This window comes from Bordetella tumulicola (assembly GCF_054779135.1).
Genome location: NZ_BAAGYU010000006.1, coordinates 81,748 through 99,119 on the forward strand (window position 1 = coordinate 81,748; position 17,372 = coordinate 99,119).

13 protein-coding genes and 2 pseudogenes are annotated in these 17,372 nt (G+C 55.3%); 5 read left to right on the forward strand and 10 right to left on the reverse strand.

The genetic code is table 11. The features are described 5' to 3' along the window. Positions 1–338: 338 nt before the first annotated feature. Complete coding sequence (locus tag ACYVDM_RS04330; protein WP_415789050.1) at positions 339–1,202, forward strand: phage integrase N-terminal domain-containing protein; 864 nt, start codon at positions 339–341, stop codon at positions 1,200–1,202. Positions 1,203–1,432: 230 nt separating this feature from the next. Here the strand turns inward: ACYVDM_RS04330 and ACYVDM_RS04335 are convergent. After that, a pseudogene (locus tag ACYVDM_RS04335) lies at positions 1,433–1,798 on the reverse strand (ArsB/NhaD family transporter); the annotation flags it as partial. A 198-nt stretch (positions 1,799–1,996) separates the two neighbouring features. On the opposite strand from ACYVDM_RS04335, the gene ACYVDM_RS04340 reads away from it, so the two are divergent. Further along, complete coding sequence (locus tag ACYVDM_RS04340; protein WP_415789052.1) at positions 1,997–2,977, forward strand: arsenic resistance protein; 981 nt, start codon at positions 1,997–1,999, stop codon at positions 2,975–2,977. Between the two features lie 915 nt (positions 2,978–3,892). Here ACYVDM_RS04340 and ACYVDM_RS04345 read toward each other — a convergent pair. The 6 genes and pseudogenes from ACYVDM_RS04345 to ACYVDM_RS04370 form a co-directional block, all read right to left on the reverse strand. Next, positions 3,893–4,525: a cation transporter gene (locus ACYVDM_RS04345; RefSeq protein ID WP_415789054.1), complete on the reverse strand. Its 633-nt coding sequence runs from the start codon at positions 4,523–4,525 to the stop codon at positions 3,893–3,895. A 185-nt stretch (positions 4,526–4,710) separates the two neighbouring features. Next, a complete protein-coding gene (locus ACYVDM_RS04350; RefSeq protein WP_460475319.1) occupies positions 4,711–5,376 on the reverse strand; it encodes a DsbA family protein in 666 nt (221 codons plus the stop codon). Positions 5,377–5,410: 34 nt separating this feature from the next. Then, positions 5,411–5,821, reverse strand: a pseudogene (locus ACYVDM_RS04355) (disulfide bond formation protein B); the annotation flags it as partial. Between the two features lie 140 nt (positions 5,822–5,961). Continuing rightward, on the reverse strand, positions 5,962–9,141 hold the full coding sequence (locus ACYVDM_RS04360) for an efflux RND transporter permease subunit (protein ID WP_415789058.1): 3,180 nt from the start codon (positions 9,139–9,141) through the stop codon (positions 5,962–5,964). 12 nt (positions 9,142–9,153) lie between these two features. Further along, positions 9,154–10,656 carry an efflux RND transporter periplasmic adaptor subunit gene (locus tag ACYVDM_RS04365; RefSeq protein ID WP_415789061.1) on the reverse strand — a complete coding sequence of 501 codons (1,503 nt, stop codon included), beginning with the start codon at positions 10,654–10,656 and terminating at the stop codon, positions 9,154–9,156. 19 nt (positions 10,657–10,675) lie between these two features. Then, on the reverse strand, positions 10,676–11,947 hold the full coding sequence (locus ACYVDM_RS04370; RefSeq protein ID WP_415789063.1) for a TolC family protein: 1,272 nt from the start codon (positions 11,945–11,947) through the stop codon (positions 10,676–10,678). Positions 11,948–12,235: 288 nt separating this feature from the next. Between ACYVDM_RS04370 and ACYVDM_RS04375 the strand changes: the two genes are divergently transcribed. From ACYVDM_RS04375 to ACYVDM_RS04385, 3 genes are all read left to right on the forward strand, one after another. Next, the gene (locus tag ACYVDM_RS04375) at positions 12,236–12,577 is read left to right on the forward strand and encodes a DUF4148 domain-containing protein (protein ID WP_415789065.1); all 342 of its coding nucleotides are present in this window, start codon (positions 12,236–12,238) and stop codon (positions 12,575–12,577) included. 117 nt (positions 12,578–12,694) lie between these two features. After that, positions 12,695–13,384 carry a heavy metal response regulator transcription factor gene (locus tag ACYVDM_RS04380; protein WP_415789067.1) on the forward strand — a complete coding sequence of 230 codons (690 nt, stop codon included), beginning with the start codon at positions 12,695–12,697 and terminating at the stop codon, positions 13,382–13,384. Beyond that, positions 13,384–14,754: a heavy metal sensor histidine kinase gene (locus ACYVDM_RS04385; RefSeq protein WP_415789069.1), complete on the forward strand. Its 1,371-nt coding sequence runs from the start codon at positions 13,384–13,386 to the stop codon at positions 14,752–14,754. Before ACYVDM_RS04380 ends, ACYVDM_RS04385 begins: the two co-directional genes overlap by 1 nt. 276 nt (positions 14,755–15,030) lie before the next feature. Here the strand turns inward: ACYVDM_RS04385 and ACYVDM_RS04390 are convergent, their stop codons facing one another. The 3 genes from ACYVDM_RS04390 to ACYVDM_RS04400 form a co-directional block, all read right to left on the reverse strand. Beyond that, a complete protein-coding gene (locus ACYVDM_RS04390; protein ID WP_415789071.1) occupies positions 15,031–16,311 on the reverse strand; it encodes an arsenic transporter in 1,281 nt (426 codons plus the stop codon). Between the two features lie 105 nt (positions 16,312–16,416). Then, positions 16,417–16,923, reverse strand: coding sequence for an arsenate reductase ArsC (locus ACYVDM_RS04395; RefSeq protein ID WP_415789073.1), 507 nt, complete (start codon positions 16,921–16,923; stop codon positions 16,417–16,419). 11 nt (positions 16,924–16,934) lie between these two features. Continuing rightward, the gene (locus tag ACYVDM_RS04400; RefSeq protein WP_415789075.1) at positions 16,935–17,297 is read right to left on the reverse strand and encodes an ArsR/SmtB family transcription factor; all 363 of its coding nucleotides are present in this window, start codon (positions 17,295–17,297) and stop codon (positions 16,935–16,937) included. Positions 17,298–17,372: the final 75 nt, after the last annotated feature.

Here is a 17,372-nt window from a genome sequence, read left to right on the forward strand (position 1 = left end):
TTCTTTCATCTGTTCGTACTCATCCTTTTTCGCGCCCACGGCGCACTGTCCCTCGCGGCCATATCTTGCGCGTAATGCGTAGGGTTGCAGCGGCTTTCTTATCCCACTCACTTTCAAAGGAGGATTCATCCACACGTATCGCGTTTTCATCTTGTAGTTCCTCCGTCCGGTCTTCCAACAGGAAGCAAGACGGACGCCTCATCCGAGGCTCTGGTGTCTCCTGAACACCATGCCCTTGCCCTCACGGGATCTCGCCTAGCGAGTTGGCACTAACACTAACCATTGAGTTTCAGGACAACACGACAGTACCGACAACACGTTCACCCAGAGACGGAAAAATGGATGACTTGACCTATACCCTGCGCCAGCTTTGCCAGCGCAACCGCGACGGCAGTCACACCACCCAGGCCGACCGCACACGCTCGCTGACGTTGGTTGCGCGGCAACTGCGCGAGGCCGGTTTCCGACAGATGAAGGCCCCATCGCTCAAGGGAAAGCATGTCGAAGCCCTTTTAGAACGTTGGCAAGCTGAAGGCTTGTCCGCTGGCACCATCAAGAATCGACTTTCGCATCTGCGTTGGTGGGCCGAGAAGATCGGCAAGGCGGGCATCCTGCCGGCGGACAACACGCAACTGGGCGTGGCCGAGCGCCGCTATGTGACCAATGTCAGCAAGGCACGCGAACTGGGCACAGGTCTTGCTCACGTTACCGATGCCCACGTGCGTATGAGCCTTCAGCTACAGGCCGCCTTTGGATTGCGCCGGAAAGAATCGCTCCTCTTCCAGCCCCGTTATGCAGACAAAGGAGACCATCTCGCCCTGAAAGGCTCATGGACGAAAGGTGGAAGGGAGCGAATCGTACCAATTACCACGCCTGCCCAGCGTGAGGTGCTGCAAGCGGCGCACCGTCTGGCGGGAACCGGGTCATTGATCCCGGCGCACAAGAACTACATCCAGCAGCGGCACGTCTACGATGGGCAGTGCAAGGCAGCGGGCCTAAGTCATATGCATGGGCTACGTCATCAGTATGCGCAAAGCCGCTATGAGGTCTTGACCGGCTGGAAAGCCCCTGCGGCGGACGGACTGTCAACGAAGCTCCTGACGTCTGCGCAGCGCGTGCAGGATGCTCACGCGCGGCAAACCATTAGCCAGGAGCTGGGGCATGAAAGAGCACAAGTCACCGCTACCTACCTCGGGAGGTAGCTCGGTTTCTGAACAAACAATGGGGGCAAAAGATTTACCAGTACCGACGCTCAGTGCTGCGCCAACCGACCAGAGGCTGGCTACAATTCCAGGCATTTTTTTTGAAAAAAACAATGTACTGAATTAAGAGTTGATCGTGTGCGTCCGAGCCGGGGACTCGCACAGCGATCATTCCACATATCCGCGGGAGGAGAGCTCGCGTCAAGCCCCTGGTGTAGCTGACGTAGGACCTAATCTAATCGCCAAACTAGGGCAGCCAAAGTCACGGCGAGCACTGGCAACGTCAACACGATACCGACCTTGAAGTAATGCCCCCAGGAGATGACGGTGCCTTTGCGCTCGAGTACGTGCAGCCAGAGTAGTGTGGCCAAGCTTCCGATGGGCGTGATCTTGGACCCCAGATCGCTACCGATGACATTTGCGTAGATCATAGCCTCTTTCACTACTCCGTCGGCTTGCCTAGCATCAATCGACAATGCACCTATCAATACGGTGGGCATGTTGTTCATGACAGAGGAAAGAAAGGCTGCCAGAAAGCCTGTGCCGAACGTCGCGGCCCACATGCCCTGCTCTGCCAATCCCGACAACATGTCGGCACGAAGATTGCGACAGCTGCTATCATGAGAAATTATTCGTATGGCTTTTCTTAGTTTGGAATTTATGGGTACCGTCCTGGCCCGATGCCGTCGTACTTGAACGATTCTTGTGGTATCTATAGGGCCAAACCCGTACCCATATAGGCGGTGGCGATGTGCTTCATCGCGCTGCATACCATCGCTTTTCCAGGATTTACCGTGTCCCTAGCCAAATATCGCGAACGCCTGGAATCCTGGCAGATCTTCGTCTACTTCGCGGCCGTCATAGTGGCTTTGTGCCTAGCGTGGCAATTGCCTGGAACAGTGGCGCTGGCGCCAGCTATCGATCCTCTGCTGGCCTTCATGCTTTTTGTGACCTTTCTGCAGGTACCTCTGACGGAGTTGCGGGAGGCTCTATCGAACGTACGCTTCCTGGGCGCGCTGCTAACGGCGAACTTCATAGCGGTACCGCTACTAGTTGTCGTGCTGCTACCCTGGCTGCCTGCTGATCCGCTGCTACGCATAGGCGTCCTGCTGGTACTACTGACACCATGCATCGATTATGTCGTGACCTTCGCACACTTGGGGCGCGCTGACGCTCGGCCACTGCTGGCCTCCACGCCTGTGTTGTTGATTGGGCAAATGTTGCTCCTACCAATCTTCCTCGGATGGCTCTTGGACCATACGGCAGCTGACCTGGTGAAATGGGAGCCATTCATGCATGCCTTTATCTGGCTGATTGCCGTACCGCTGGTCCTGGCCGCTGCCTGCCAAGCCTGGGCATCGCGCGGGAGACCGGGCCAGGATATCGTGAACATGCTGGGCTTACTACCGGTGCCAGCCACCGCGGCGGTGTTGTTCGTCGTCGTAGCCGCAACGACACCGCAACTTGGACATGCACTGGGTGTCGTGCGTACTGTTGTGCCGATCTATGTCGTCTTTGCTATCACTGGACCGCTTTTGGGTTGGTACGTGGCGCGTGCTTGGCGGCTGCCCACCGCCCAAGGGCGTGCCGTGGCATTCAGCGCCGCCACCCGCAATTCGCTGGTGGTTCTGCCGCTCGGGATGGCCATTCCAGGCGCCGTTCCCTTGATTCCTGCGGTGATCGTCGCGCAGACGCTAGTTGAGCTCATCAGTGAACTGGTCTACGTGAAGCTGCTTCCGCGTATGGGAGCAGGGCCGAAGCTAGCGCGAGAGTAGCCGCGTAGGTTACCGTCTGAAGTCAACCCCTCCCGTCAATGTCACGGCGCACTGGGCTTGCTGGCAGATTCGTCCAGTCCCGCAGGGGCGGTGGATCGAGACTGCGTGGAAGCGCGACAGATCGCCGAGATAGCCCCCTTCTAAGTCCATAAAATTGAGGCTTCAACCTCGTATGCAAGAGTTTGCTCGCAAACGCGCGTCTATCCGAAACGACCGGTAATCTAGTCAGAGGTTTGCTGCTGCTTCGAATTGGTAAATATGTCGCCAATCGCGCTCATTTCAATGAGTCCGCCGGCACACATAAATCCGGTGAAATCTGAGCATCTGGCCGCCTGATCGGTCAACATGAAGGACATCAAAGCGCCCATCAAGGCAACATCAGCCTGGTAAATAATGCTAGGCCCTTGTCGGCCCCCCAAACTAGGCCCGCGCGCCAGCTGCGATACCGTGTTGTGGGGTCCACCCACGAGTTCTGCAATCGTTCCTGCTGCGGCACCTTCGGGCTCTCGGCTCACCCGCAGGCGAAATATCTCTAGGCGCGTCGGCGGAGACAACGCGTGAAAGGCGCTTAATGCGTGCTGAAAAGACATTTCTCCGTGTGGAGGATCAGGGTTGAAATGGCTGGCAACGGCTGGCGATGTAGGGCGTACTGTAGACATATTGGCGCAAATAGCGTCATTGATTCTGTATATCCAGACAGACCATATCGCAAACATGACAGATTGGTGTCAGCAACAATCCAGCAATCATCGTGGTTGCACGCAGACTATCGCCGGAGTCCCGCGGTCAGCCGGAGACCATTCCACCGAGTTACTGCTCGCCTCTGGCGTTAGGGCCTCATTGTCCGCCTGCTGAAAGGCAGCAGGCGGGTTATTAGTCGACAGGCATGGTCCTGACGGACAAGTGTCGCGGTGTCTAAGCCGAGTTGGCACTCTCCACGGCCTTGCTAGCCTCGCCCAGAATTTCGCGACCACCTTTGGCCGCGATAACCGACACAACCAAGCCAAGAATGAGGTCCGGCAGATTGGAGTCCAGCCCCAATACCAGGGCACCTGAAAGGACAATTCCGAGGTTGACGACCGAGTCGTTGCTCGTAAAGATAGTTGACGCCTTAAAGTTGACGTCCTCTCCGCGATGGCGCTTTAGCAATCTCAAGCAGATGATATTGAGTGCCGCATTCGCTGCGGCCATCGCCATCATTGCCGGACCCACTGGTGCCTCGCCACCAAAGAACCGCCGAAGGACCTCAGCTGCCAGCATCGCCGCCAAGGCAATCAACAGCCAGCCCGAGAGACGGACGGCTCGGATTTTTATCGCCTGTGAACGTCCAACCGCATAGAGGCTGACGCCGTACACGGACGCGTCGGCCAGATTATCCAGGGCAGCTCCAATTAGTGCAGTTGAAGAAGCCCACATTCCAACCACGACCCCAACTAAGCACTGGCTCAGGTTGATAATTAAAACAAGCAACAAGATCTTACGATCGCCCATTGAGCGGTCATCAAATTTGTCGCTCTCATCACTGCCGTTGCTGTCGTTCATTGACAATGCCCAGATAGTTTCAAAGGGATGAACTAAAGGTCTTGAGTGATTCGCCTAAGCAGTGGCGGAATTCAAAACCTCCGAAAACGCCTACCGAATCGGGATGCCTTCATAAATCAACAACGATTAATCTTGAGGCGTCGGTATTTGAACCATTCAATATGAGGCAGAACAAAGCTGCCCATCACACGTTACTGCTGCCGTTTGTGGCGGCCCACTGCTTCTCCGACTGCATTTGAAAGCTCCTGGGGCGTAAGCTTGTCAAGTCGGCTTCCCTCGACGAAGAATGTGGGAGTGCCCTTTATACCTACAGCGTTGACGTCTTTCGCGTCGGCCTCAATGATTGCGCTGACGGCTCCGTCCTGCATATCAACGCGGGCTTTCGCTTCATTCAGGCCCGCGCGTGCCGCAGCGCTCCATGCAGCAGCGACGTTTGGATCGTCATGCCATTCTGGCTGCGCGTTCAGCACTGCCTCTAAAACCGGGAGAAAGAGCTCCTGCTTACGAGCCGCCTCGAGCATTCTCACCACTGGCTCGGATCCTTTGTGAAGCAACACATAGCGCAACACCAAGCGGACGTCGTCTGGGTGCTTCTTCAAGAGTTTTTTAACGTGTGGATAAAAAGCACGGCAGCCTTCGCACGAAGGATCAAAGAACTCGACGATGGTTATAGGCGCATCGAACCGCCCAATCACAGGGGAATGAAAGCGCACTAGCAGTGCTCCGCCCTTACGCGCGACGGATTGCTGGATCGTTTTCGATTCCGGCGCACCCGTTAACCGTACAGATAGGACGGCGACAGCAAATACGATAAGCGAAGCTGCACCGATGGTGATGATAAGCAGACGTCGATTCATTGTTGGAATAGTGTCGGGCCGTGAAAAGGGAGGCTACGATCATAGTAAACGCAAGCAGTGAGAGAAACGGCAAGGGTACAGAACCAAAGATCGTCATGGCGGCACCTGAACAGGAGCTATCCGCCGAACAAACGGAGATCTCCGGCTCAATCACATGCCAGTACAACAGCGTGTGATAACCTGCGATCCCACCGCCGACTAGCGCCAAGGGTGAGGCGTAACGCCAGATCCCATAATCCTCACGATAGCAGGCGACACCTAGTATCCAGCAGAGCGGAAACATGAATATCCGCTGGTACCAACACAATACACAGGGGGTCTGCCCCAACACTTCGCCAATGAAAAGGGCAGATAATGTTGCGCCCAGCGCAGTTGCCCATGCCAGAACCAGGCCGGCCCAGGAGCGTCGATTGTGGTTCCCTTCTGAAGCAGCGGCGACGATCACGAAGCATTCTCCCTAACGGTTCTGCGCGTTACTACGCAAGCTGAATGCCTCGTGTAGATTGCGGCGCATGCGGCCCTTCAGCAGTTAGCAAGGTCGTCGTACATCAGCGGAGGTTTTGGCCGACATTTCGGCCAAAACCTTCATACAGCGGGTGCATGCTTGGCTTGTTCAGACACCTCTTCCAGCTCCATCTCTTCTCTGTCGTGCCGGTGGACCAGCCGATACAGCGCCGGAAGCACGAGCAGGGTGAGGATCGTTGAGGATATGATTCCGCCAATCACTACTGTCGCCAAGGGCCGCTGCACTTCTGCCCCTGTCCCCGTTGCGATTGCCATAGGCACAAAGCCAAGCGAGGCTACCAGAGCCGTCATTAAAACCGGCCTCAGCCGGCTGATCGCACCCTCCCGTACGGCCTGGTCCACAGATCTGCCAGCTTCGCGCATCGAACGGATGAACGACAGCAATACCAAGCCGTTCAGTACCGCGACGCCGCAGAGTGCAATGAAGCCAACCGCGGCTGTGATCGACAGCGGAATACCGCGCAACCACAATGCCACTACACCGCCGGTAAGCGCAAATGGGATGCCTGTAAAGACGATCAAGCCGTCCCTAACGTTGCCAAACATGGCAAACAACAATCCGAACACTAACAACAACGCAGCTGGGACCACTATTCGGAGCCGGTTGGCTGCGGACTGGAGTTGTTCAAATGTACCTCCCCAGGAAGTCCAGTAGCCAGAAGGGACTTTCACCCGTGCTTCGATCTCGCTGGTTGCCTCGGACACGAATGAGCCCAAATCGCGTCCTCTCACATTGGCACTCACAACGATACGGCGCTTGCCGTCCTCTCGTGAGATCTGATTAGGACCTGGCGAAAGATCAAAGTCTGCTACCTCACTTAGCGGAATATAGGTCGTCTTTGAATCAGGCGCTGCAGGCAGTGCAATTGGCAGATTGCGAAGCTCCGCAATGTTTTCCCGCACTTTTTCCGGTAAGCGCACTATGATGTCGAAGCGTCGATCCCCTTGGAAAAACGTCCCAGCCTCGCGACCGCCCGCAGCAATAGCCAACGTATCCTGTATCGCAGCCATACTCAGTCCATACCGTGCTGCACGCGCACGATCGATGTTGACAGTAAGCATCGGCAATCCCGTAGTCTGTTCAACCTTCACCTCAGAAGCGCCAGGGATTGTTTCCAGAACTTCCGCGATCTCCGTGGCTGTCGCGTTCAGGACTTCGTTATCATCGCCAAAAACCTTTACCGCCACATCGCTGCGAACCCCCGAGATCAGCTCGTTGAATCTCAATTGAATGGGTTGCGAGAACTCGTAATTATTACCCGGAATTTGTGCTGCTTCTTCCTGAATCGCTGCCAGCAGTTCAGCATGTGACTTCCGTGGCGCTGGCCATTGATCTATAGGCTTAAGCATGATGTAGCCGTCTGAGATATTCGGCGGCATGGCATCCGAAGCAATTTCCGCCGTCCCCGTGCGCGCGAATACCCGTTCAATTTCTGGAAATTTCTCCTTAAGCCGGCTCTCGATTTGCTTTTGCATTTCGACCGACTGTGTGAGACTAGTTCCGGGAACGCGAAGGGCTTGGATCGCCATGTCCCCTTCGTTCAAGTTCGGAATAAATTCGCTACCCAGACGAGAAGCAAGCACGCCACAAACGATAACCAATATAGTTGCTGCGGCCAGCACAATTGGAGTGCGGCGCAGCGTGCCCTCCAGCAGAGGCTGATATCGACGTGTCGCCCACGTCATTAAGCGGTTTTCTTTCTCTGATACTTTGTTTCCCATAAAGAGTGCCACTGCCGCCGGCACAAAGGTCACGGATAGAATCATAGCGCCCAGCAGCGCGAAGACCACGGTCAACGCCATAGGATGAAACATCCGTCCTTCTACACCACTCAGCGCAAAAATTGGCAGGTAAACCACCATGATAATTAACTGCCCGTAGAGCAAAGGCCGGCGCGCCTCCCGCGCAGCCGCAAAAACCTCGTGAAAGCGTTCAGAGCGCGTCAGTGCCCGCTGCTGAAGAGCTTGAGCGTGGCTCAAACGTCGCACGCAGTTCTCCACGATTACGACTGCGCCATCTACGATGATGCCAAAGTCCAACGCCCCAAGACTCATCAAATTGGCACTGACTTTATAGGTGACCATCCCCGTGAAGGTAAACAGCATGGAAAGTGGGATGATCGCCGCTGTAATAAGCGCGGCCCTTATGTTCCCAAGAAATACAAACAAGACGACTATGACCAACGCCGCCCCTTCAAGCAGATTTTTCTTGACCGTGGCTATCGCCTTGTCAATCAAATTCGCCCGGTCATAAACCGTGACAGCTTTAACGCCGTCCGGTAGGGTTTTGTTGATGGAATCTAGCTTTTCCGACACTGCTTCGGAGACGGCAAGACTATTCTGCCCAATGAGCATGAACACCGTGCCGAGCACGACTTCCTGACCGTTATCCGTAGCCGCGCCCGTTCTCAATTCGCGGCCAATTCCTACGTCGGCAACATCCCGTATGCGAATTGCTTGCCCGTTGACCGAAGTCAGCACGATATTGCCGATATCTTCGATGGACTTGACCTGACCTGGCGCGCGTATTAGGTATTGCTCGCCCTTGCGCTCGATATAACCCGCACCAACGTTGGCGTTATTGCTTTCCAACGCCGTCATGACGTCGGCGAGTGTGAGCCCATATGATGCAAGCCGCTCGGTGCTAGGTGCGACTTGGTATTCCTTCGCAAAGCCACCAATGGAATTAACCTCGGTCACGCCGGGGATATTACGCAATTGTGGCTTAATGACCCAATCTTGTATCTCACGCAGATCCATTGGCGTATACGGGGAACCATCTTCTTTTCGGGCATTAGGCTCCGCTTCTACGGTCCACAAGTAGATTTCGCCCAAACCTGACGAAATTGGCCCGAGCGTAGGAGTTATTCCGGCCGGCAGGCTATCCCTGGCTTCTTGCAGGCGCTGGTTTACCAACTGCCTTGCAAAATAGATATCCGTTCCATCCTCAAAAATTACTGTCGTCTGAGAAAGACCATAACGTGACAATGATCGCGTCTGCTCCAACCCCGGAAGGCCAGCCATGACAGTTTCAATCGGATAAGTGATTCTTTGTTCAGTTTCCAGCGGAGAATAGCCTGGTGCCCCAACGTTGATCTGTACTTGCACGTTGGTGATATCGGGAACCGCATCAATTGCAAGGCGTGAATAGTTATATACACCGATGGCGGCCATTCCAAGTGTCAGGAATAGAACCATCCAACGCTGCTCGATTACAAAGCGGATGAGGCGCTCAAACATGGTCTCTCCGCTTCAATGTGCGTGATCGGCACTGGCTTTGCCGAGCTCCGACTTTAATGTAAAAGCGTTTTCAACAGCGTAGCGAACGCCAGGCTCCAGGCCTCGCGTTATTTCAACCATCGAGTTGGAACTCTTTCCAACCGTGATCGGCTGCGCCAGAAAGCCACCGGGGACCTCGATGAACACAATGGACTGTCCATCAACTGTGTGAACGGCATCTGCGTCGACACCGACCGCGACCTCCGAGTCGTCGGTAATCACCTGCACCGTCACAAAGAGGCCCGGTCGCCAGGCGGCTGCCGGGTTGTTCAAAGTAACGCGTGCCGTCGCCGTGCGCGTCTGCTGACCGAGCAATGATCCGATGTAGGAGACTTTGCCCTGTGCAGTTGCCTCGAACGCAGTGGATGACACGATGGCGTCCTCTCCGATGCGTACCGAGGCCAGATCTTTGGGAGCAATCACAAACTCCGCCCAGACGTTGCTTAAGTCCGAGATTGTGAATATGCTGGCGTTATCTGCAAGTGCCTCCCCAAGTGCTATGTGCTTCTCCACTATCATTCCATCAAATGGTGCGCGAACCTCCAACAGCGCGAGATCTTTCGTCTGCGGGAGTGCGCCCACTGCGCTCAATTTCTGCGTAGCATTTTCCACGGCGATTTCGGCCTCGTTTAATGCCGCACGTGCGATTTGGTAATCCTGCTCTGCGGAAACCTTTTCGCGCCATAGGCGCCTCTCTCGGGCATGCGTCTGTGCGGCCAATTCTCGTCGCTTTGTGGCAGCCAGCCACTCGCTGCGCAAATCCGATAACGACGCACTGGAAATCACGGCCAGAAGCTGGCCCTTCTTAACTTGTTGCCCTAGGTCGGCTGAAACGCTTTCCACCACACCCGCCATCCGCGGCACTACGTGCGCGGTACGATCGGCATTGAACTTGACTTCCCCGGGGAATTGGGCAGACGTCGGCAAAGGTGCAGGGCCCGCCACCGCGACTTTGATACCAGCAGTCTTGACCTGCTCCGGCGATAGGGAAATCCTGCCCTCCTCTTTCTCTAGAGAAGCGCGGACGACCTGTTGATCAGATAAGTGGACGTCGGCTTCAATTTTAAAGAAGTGGGGCTCCGCGATGGATTGCACACTAACCAAATCGCCACCTTCTTTGCGAAATGTGAGGCTCTCCACTTCTCCATTCGGACGCGTCAACTTCGCAACCACCTCCCCTGGTTCTACTGCAATCGGCTGCCCTTCGGCATACCCCCAAACCTTCAGGCGAGGCTCTCCTCCCTCTTCGCTAAGCAGCAGTTCCACCCCAAATGTTTCGACGGACGTGAGCGTACCGCCATTTGGGCCGGCGGCCTCGGCCATTTTGGTGGGGCTTGCAGGAGTGCTCTCGTGCTCTTCATGGTCATGTTCATCCTGAGCAGCGTACAGAGGGCCAGAGCCCGTAAGAAACAGCACAAAAATCGCTACCGCGTACTTGACATGCTTTGCGATGCTCGAATATCCGTTGTTCAACATATTGTTTTCTCTACTGGACTCAACGTCCAAGGATCCGCTGGATTTCAGAATGGGCTTGGTATGCTAATGCCACTACCCTGAGGTATGCGATGTTTGCGTCTGATAATGTACGTTGCGCGTCCAACACGTCGAGAAATCCAAATTTCCCTGCCTCAAATCCCTTGCTGGCTGACTCAAACGCTTGCGAGGCTCCCGGGATAACCGACCCTCGGTAATCACGCGCCGCCGCGACGGCAAGATCGAACTGAGAAACAGCTTTTAGTAAGTCTGCCGTCAGTCGTGCCTGCAAGTCCCGATATGTGTCCCGGGCCTTGTAAGCCTGCATTGAGGCGGCGTACACATTGCCTTGATTTCTGTCGATGATAGGTAGAGGGATGGAAATACCGATCTGCGGCTTGTTGCGTCCGACCTCATTGTCACGAGCAACACCTACGCTGACCGTGATATCTGGATAGCGCTTACTCTTCTCGACTTCGATTAACGCCTGTCCCAAGTCGACCGCCATCCGACCCGACTGCAAAATAGGCGACCCCGCTAACTCCGCGCGGAGTGCATCCAAGGTCCCTCTCGCCGGAAGTAGATCGATGTCTGCCTCTACCGAATCAAATTTTGGATCGTTTTCCCCCCAGAGAACGGCTAAATTTCGGCGGACATTCAGCAAGTTTTCTTTCGCCGCTCGCGTCTCAATCCGAGCGTTTGCCAATGCCACTCCGGCCTTGCTGCTCTCCAAAGGAGGAGCTTTTCCTGCAGCGACCCTACGCTCTGCTAGGCGCAGCGCACTGGCCGCAATCTCAACATTATCGTCCGCAACGCGCACTGATTCTTGCGCTACGGCCAGATCGAAAAATGCAGCGATTACGGCGGCGCGCAGCGTTGCTCGGGCGCTATTTACGTCCTGCTTTGCAATGTCACGCGAAAGCTCCGCCGCAGTGACGCGCGCGGCACGTTTGCCGCCGAGCTCGATGGGCATGTTGAGCAAGGCGGTCGTCGTACGCGTGGCCTCCTGAGTATCGTCGACGCCAATATCGAGGGACGGATTTGGCATAAGTCCAGCCTGGGTAACAAGACCGTCGCCTGCGGCAGCCTCATATTTAGACGCGGCAAGCATCGGATTGCGCTCCAGCGCCATGCTCAACGCCTGCTCGAGTGTCAGCAAGCGCCCATCAACGCTTACCGTATCTATAGGCGCCGCTTTAGCAAGAAATGAGTCGAGTTTCGCAGGCTCTTTGGCCTGCGTCGAAGTGACGAGCAACAGGGCCGCGATGGCCAGCGGCGGCGAGAGTAGACGCATTTTTTACCGTAAGGAATTTAGGCTTGGCGAGGACTTAGCTGGACCGATCAGGTCGGGCCATGTTTCACCGGCGGGATCACAGGCAGATAGCCGGCACTGTAGCTAACACGCCTCGTCAATATCTCGACAGAAAAATGACAATTCCGTAATGTTCGGAACTTTACGAATTCGTAATCAGGGTGTTTGCGAATTGACGAGGTTCATTTTGTAGAGTGTCACCAACGCTTAACGAAAAGCGTGTAGGCGACGCAGCCGCGCGCCTGCAGCATACGGAACATGGAGATTTTTATGCTGATTCGTCACACCCGCAATGTACTGATACTCGGTGCCGCGCTCACTCTGCCTTCCATCGCCCAATCGTCGGAGACCTGGCACCAAACTGACACTGAAATCGGTTACGAGACTGCCCCCAGTCACGCCACGGGAGGGAAGACAGCTGAGCAAGTTCGGGCAGAACTTGCGGAGGCCAAAGCCGACAAGCGTGCATGGGCATTGCAGTACAGGGGCCTACCCCTGCCGGCGTCGGCTCAGCAAGGTAGTGGGCGTACCCGAGCAGAGGTCCGGGCGGAAGCAGAGGCAATGAGCGAAGACGAACGAGCTCGGCTCAAGGAGATCTATACGCCCAGCTAAGGCTCGTTATATACGGTCAAATCTCCGTCTGACCCTGCGGGGTTGGCAACCCCGGGAAATGCCTGGACTAGAATATGTCTACATCGCCATTCTTGGCATTTCCTTTACACGATGCCCATGAAAGTTCTGGTAATTGAAGACGAGAAGAAACTCGCCGAGTACCTACGGCGGGCACTTAGCGACCACAACTATATCGTGGACGTGGCGGCCGACGGTCTTGCCGGCCTGCATCTTGCGAAGGAAATCCAGTACGACCTCATACTGCTCGACATTATGCTGCCAGGAATGGACGGCCTGAGCGTTCTGAAGGAGTTGCGCAGGAGCAGTCGCGTTCCTGTGTTGATGCTTACAGCAAGGGATAAGCTTGAGGACCGTGTTCATGGGCTGCATGAAGGGGCCGACGATTACCTATCCAAACCGTTCGCCATGTCCGAGTTGTTAGCTCGAGTTCTCGCTCTGGGTAGGCGCAGCGGCTTACACCCCCCCCAAACAGATGGCCCAAATTTACTACGGGTCGGAGACCTCGAACTTGATCTTCTGCGGCGGCGAGCAAGCCGTAATGGCCAGCGCTTGGACCTCACGGCTAAAGAGTTCACGCTTCTGGCGCTATTGATGCGTAGACAAGGAGAGGTGCTGTCCAGGCTGGATTTAGCCGAACAAGTTTGGGATATGAATTTCAATAGCAACACCAACGTGGTGGAAGTCGCTGTCCGGCGTTTGAGAGGCAAGGTGGACGATCCCTTTGAGAGAAAGCTTCTGCATACCGTACGCGGGATGGGCTACGTGCTAGAGATTCGGGAGCCCTGATGGCAATAAAGCGACCGGAATCGCTAAGAGCATGGCTTTCGTGGTGGCTCGCCATCCAGACGTTTATGGCGCTTAGCCTCGTGTGCGTGGCGGTCTATTACGCTACGAACCTTAATCTAGCCCGGCGTCAGGAGGCCTTAATACAACAAAAAGTTGAAGTTGTACGGCACGTAGTTGAAGAGAACGGTGCAGACGATGATGCGGCAAGAATGCGGCATAAGCTGGAGGACTTCTTCTACGGTCGCCCAGAGTTTACCCTGGTTCTGGAAATCGATGGGCAACGTGTGGTTTTCGGCAATCCCATTGACAACGACCCCACCCGAGAACGCCGCATCTCATTCACATTGCCGTATCCTGGAACGCCCGGCGACTCACTGACGGCAGAGTTGATCCTGGACATATCCGACGATATCCGTCTCCGCAAGGGACTGGCTGGGACGTTGTTCGCTTGTGCGCTATTTGGCGCCGTCGTTGTCGCCGCTATGGGAACTGTGACGGTGCGAAAGGCATTGGCGCCGTTGGACTCACTCGTACAGCAGGCGGCTAAACTATCACCAGATCGCATCGGTGAACGCCTCGATGAGAAAGGGCAGGCAAGGGAGATCCTGCCTCTTGTACGCCAGTTCAACGCCGTATTGCAGAGGCTAGAAAGGGCCTACGTCCAAATGGAGGGATTCAACGCCGACGTAGCCCATGAGATGCGCACACCGCTGACCACCTTGATTGGCGAAACTGAGTTAGCCCTACATAAGCGGCTCGATCAGGAAGAGCTGCTGGACATCCTGGGATCAAATCTGGAAGAACTGCAACGCTTATCAAGTATCGTAAAGGACATGCTATTTCTATCGCAAGCTGATCGAGGTGCTAGAGTCAGAGGGGCATGGGAGCCGAGCGTGTCGGCGATCGTGCAAGAGGTAAGTCAATATCACGAAGCGGAAGCACTGGAGGCAGGCGTGGTGCTCGCAGTGGTGGGTGACGCCGCTTCTCAAATCGACCGTCCTTTATTTCAACGGGCAATATCAAACTTGTTGTCCAACGCTATTCGCTATGCCAGTGCAGGTAGCACTATAGAGATCGCTATATCTTCTACCGCTGCGGGCGAACTGACGGTAGCGGTTCGCAACGAAGGCGAGCCGATTTCACCCGAACATTTACCACGCCTGTTCTACCGCTTTTACCGTAGCGATAGCGCGCGGGAATTTGATGCTAACCATCATGGACTGGGTCTTGCCATCGTATCCGCCATTGCCCGCATGCATGGCGGCGATACCTTTGCGAGATCTTCTGGGCGATACACAACGATAGGCTTTCGCACTCAAGTCGCCGAGCAACAAGGGAGACAAATCTCGGATAGCGACAGCATTGCGTAGAGTCAGATGTTTGCCGTTGATCTGTGTGTAGTCTTCCACAGCGTCTACGCCATCTACTATCGACCTGACGATAAGACCGCAACGATTATGCGCGTACTGCACGGTGCACGCGGCCTCGCTGCGATCTTGACCAAGGCAGGCTTGGAAGCGAATAGGATCAAGCGATGGCCAGGCACTTTCGATCCTTGTAGACATATGTCGCAACGACGTCAGATGTGAGGATATACGTAAACGTCGCCAAGACCTCATCAACTCCGAGTGCAGCATCGACGTTGCCTACCCTAACCGCCAAACCAAGGCCGCAAGTGTTACGGCGAGCACTGGCAGTGTCAACACTATACCGACCTTGAAGTAATACCCCCAGGAGATGACGGTGCCTTTGCGCTCGAGTACGTGCAGCCAGAGTAGCGTGGCCAAGCTTCCGATGGGCGTGATCTTCGGTCCCAGATCGCTACCAATGACATTTGCGTAGATCATGGCCTCTTTCACTACTCCGTCGGCTTGGCTAGCATCAATGGACAATGCACCTATCAATACGGTGGGCATGTTGTTCATGACAGAGGAAAGAAAGGCTGCCAGAAAACCTGTGCCGAATGTCGCGGCCCACATGCCCTGCTCTGCCAATCCCGACAACATGTCGGCAAGATATTGTGTCAGGCCGGCATTGCGCAACCCATAAACCACCAAGTACATACCCAGTGAAAAGATCACAATCTGCCATGGCGCTTCACGTACGACTTTGCGGGTGCTGATGATATGACCTCGACCGGCGACAAGTAACAAAACGGCAGCCCCCACCGCGGCAACCGCGCTGACCGGCACCCCGAGCGGTTCCAGACCAAAGAACCCGACGAGCAACAAGGCCAGGACCGCCCATCCGGCCCGGAAAGTCCCAGGGTCTCGAATCGCGGTAGCCGGATCTTTCAACTGAGTCACGTCATAGGAAGTCGGGATACTCTTACGAAAGTAGAGCAGCAATACGACAAGCGTAGCGGCAACTGACACGATGTTGACCGGCACCATGACTGCGGCGTACCGGTTGAAGCCAATATCAAAGAAATCCGCCGAAACGATGTTGACCAAGTTCGAAACAATCAAAGGCAAGCTGGCCGTATCGGCGATAAATCCGGCCGCCATGACAAAGGCCAAGGTGGCTGTGGAGCTGTAGCCCAGCGCCATCAACATCGCCATGACGATCGGCGTCAGGATAAGCGCTGCGCCGTCATTCGCGAAAAAAGCCGCCACAGCCGCACCGAGCAGCACGATCAAGGCGAACAGCGCACGGCCGTGCCCTCTTCCCCATCGCGCTACGTGCAAGGCCGCCCACTCAAAGAACCCCGCCTCATCAAGCAGCAGGCTAATAATGATCACAGCAATGAACGCGGCCGTCGCATTCCACACGATGCCCCAAACCACGGGGATATCTGTCAGGTGGACGACGCCAACCAACAAGGCCACGATGGCACCAAAGGCGGCGCTCCACCCAATACCAAGCCCTCTGGGCTGCCAAATGACCAAAATCAAGGTCAAGACGAAGATTGCGACAGCTGCGATCATGGGAAATTACTCGTATGATTTTTCTTAGTTTGAAGAAGAAAGGATGCGCCGTATTGGCACATACCCTTCCTTATGCTCTGCGGGAAATCCGCTCCCGCGAAGTTCTCACGACTGGGAAAACTGCGCACCGATATCCTTCAGTTCGCGCTGGATAGCCGCCTTGTCCAAGGTGGCCAGGGGCAAATTCGCAAAAATATTTATCCGGGCCGAAATCTGGCGGAACACCTTGTCAAACACCTGACGTTTCGCTCCATCGCTTCCTTGAACCGCGGCCGGATCCTCGAACCCCCAATGCGCCGAAATAGGTTGGCCAGGCCAAACCGGACAGACCTCTCCGGCGGCGTTGTCGCATACTGTGATAATGAAATCCATCTGCGGTGCGTCGGGCGCGGCAAACTCATCCCAGCTCTTGCTGCGCAGGATTTCGAGCGGATAGCCCAGTATCTGGACCTTATCGATCGCGAACGGATTTACTGTGCCTCCGGGATGGCTGCCGGCGCTATAGGCACGAAAGCGCCCTTTTCCCAAGGTGTTTAGTAGCGCTTCCGCCATAATGCTTCGAGCCGAATTTCCCGTACAAAGGAAAAGAACGTTGTAGACCTTGTCAGACATGTTGCGCCTCTTCAGATAGGTTTCTTGGAACGCGCCGCCCGAGCAGGCGCAGGTTTTGATTTAGCAATCGACGGCATGGGAGCACAAGATCCGCCACCACAGCAGTTCTCAGTCAAGTACGTGAGAAGATCTGCCATCGCTTCGAAGCGAGCCTCGTAAATCACAAAGCGCCCTTCCTGGCGAGATCCTAATAGCCCGACATATACGAGCTCTTTGAGGTGAAATGAGAGCGACGACGGCGGAATGCCACTCTTCTCCGATAGTTGGCCAGCAGCCATGCCGTCAGGTCCCGCCTGCACCAAGAGGCGAAAGATAATCAAGCGAGACTCTTGACCGATTGCGGCAAGTGCTTTGACTGCGTCATTTATTTCCATATTTCGACTATATTAGAATAATCAAAACCAGTAAAGCGCTTTACCTTGTTTGCGACGTCGAGCTCCGCATAAAAA

Coding starts and splice junctions, on each gene's coding strand:
- ACYVDM_RS04385 (WP_415789069.1), top strand. CDS start 13,384: ATGGCAATAAAGCGACCGGAATCGCTAAGAGCATGGCTTTCGTGGTGG.
- ACYVDM_RS04365 (WP_415789061.1), bottom strand. CDS start 10,656: ATGTTGAACAACGGATATTCGAGCATCGCAAAGCATGTCAAGTACGCG.
- ACYVDM_RS04395 (WP_415789073.1), bottom strand. CDS start 16,923: ATGTCTGACAAGGTCTACAACGTTCTTTTCCTTTGTACGGGAAATTCG.
- ACYVDM_RS04390 (WP_415789071.1), bottom strand. CDS start 16,311: ATGATCGCAGCTGTCGCAATCTTCGTCTTGACCTTGATTTTGGTCATT.
- ACYVDM_RS04400 (WP_415789075.1), bottom strand. CDS start 17,297: ATGGAAATAAATGACGCAGTCAAAGCACTTGCCGCAATCGGTCAAGAG.
- ACYVDM_RS04360 (WP_415789058.1), bottom strand. CDS start 9,141: ATGTTTGAGCGCCTCATCCGCTTTGTAATCGAGCAGCGTTGGATGGTT.
- ACYVDM_RS04375 (WP_415789065.1), top strand. CDS start 12,236: ATGCTGATTCGTCACACCCGCAATGTACTGATACTCGGTGCCGCGCTC.
- ACYVDM_RS04380 (WP_415789067.1), top strand. CDS start 12,695: ATGAAAGTTCTGGTAATTGAAGACGAGAAGAAACTCGCCGAGTACCTA.
- ACYVDM_RS04330 (WP_415789050.1), top strand. CDS start 339: ATGGATGACTTGACCTATACCCTGCGCCAGCTTTGCCAGCGCAACCGC.
- ACYVDM_RS04370 (WP_415789063.1), bottom strand. CDS start 11,947: ATGCGTCTACTCTCGCCGCCGCTGGCCATCGCGGCCCTGTTGCTCGTC.
- ACYVDM_RS04350 (WP_460475319.1), bottom strand. CDS start 5,376: ATGAATCGACGTCTGCTTATCATCACCATCGGTGCAGCTTCGCTTATC.